Annotated in this window: 1 pseudogene; it reads left to right on the forward strand. The window is 42.9% G+C overall.

Annotated elements, in window-relative coordinates:
• Positions 1-240, forward strand: a pseudogene (locus FS628_RS31655) (tetratricopeptide repeat protein); the annotation flags it as partial.
• Positions 241-282: the final 42 nt, after the last annotated feature.

Genomic DNA, 282 nt, shown 5'->3' on the forward strand with positions numbered 1-282 from the left:
GAGTTAAAGGATTTTGGGGGAATAGAGTTAGCTGGATTGAGATATGTGATGAGTGATGTTGTAGGGGAGAATGTGGTAGGGTGGAAAGAGGATGGATGGATGGAATGGTTTATTGAGGAAGGGATATTGGATTTTGGGGGTTTTGAGGGTGTAGAAGATAGGGAGTTAAAATTGGTGGTGGGAGGTAGGGTTATTGAGGGGGGTAATGTGAAAGAAGGGTTGTTGTTGATTGGGAATTAGTTTTTTGAGAGGATGGGGGAGGAAGTAATGTATATTGGGGAT

Source organism: Paenibacillus xylanexedens, from assembly GCF_007676705.1.
GTDB classification, from domain to species: domain Bacteria; phylum Bacillota; class Bacilli; order Paenibacillales; family Paenibacillaceae; genus Paenibacillus; species Paenibacillus xylanexedens_C.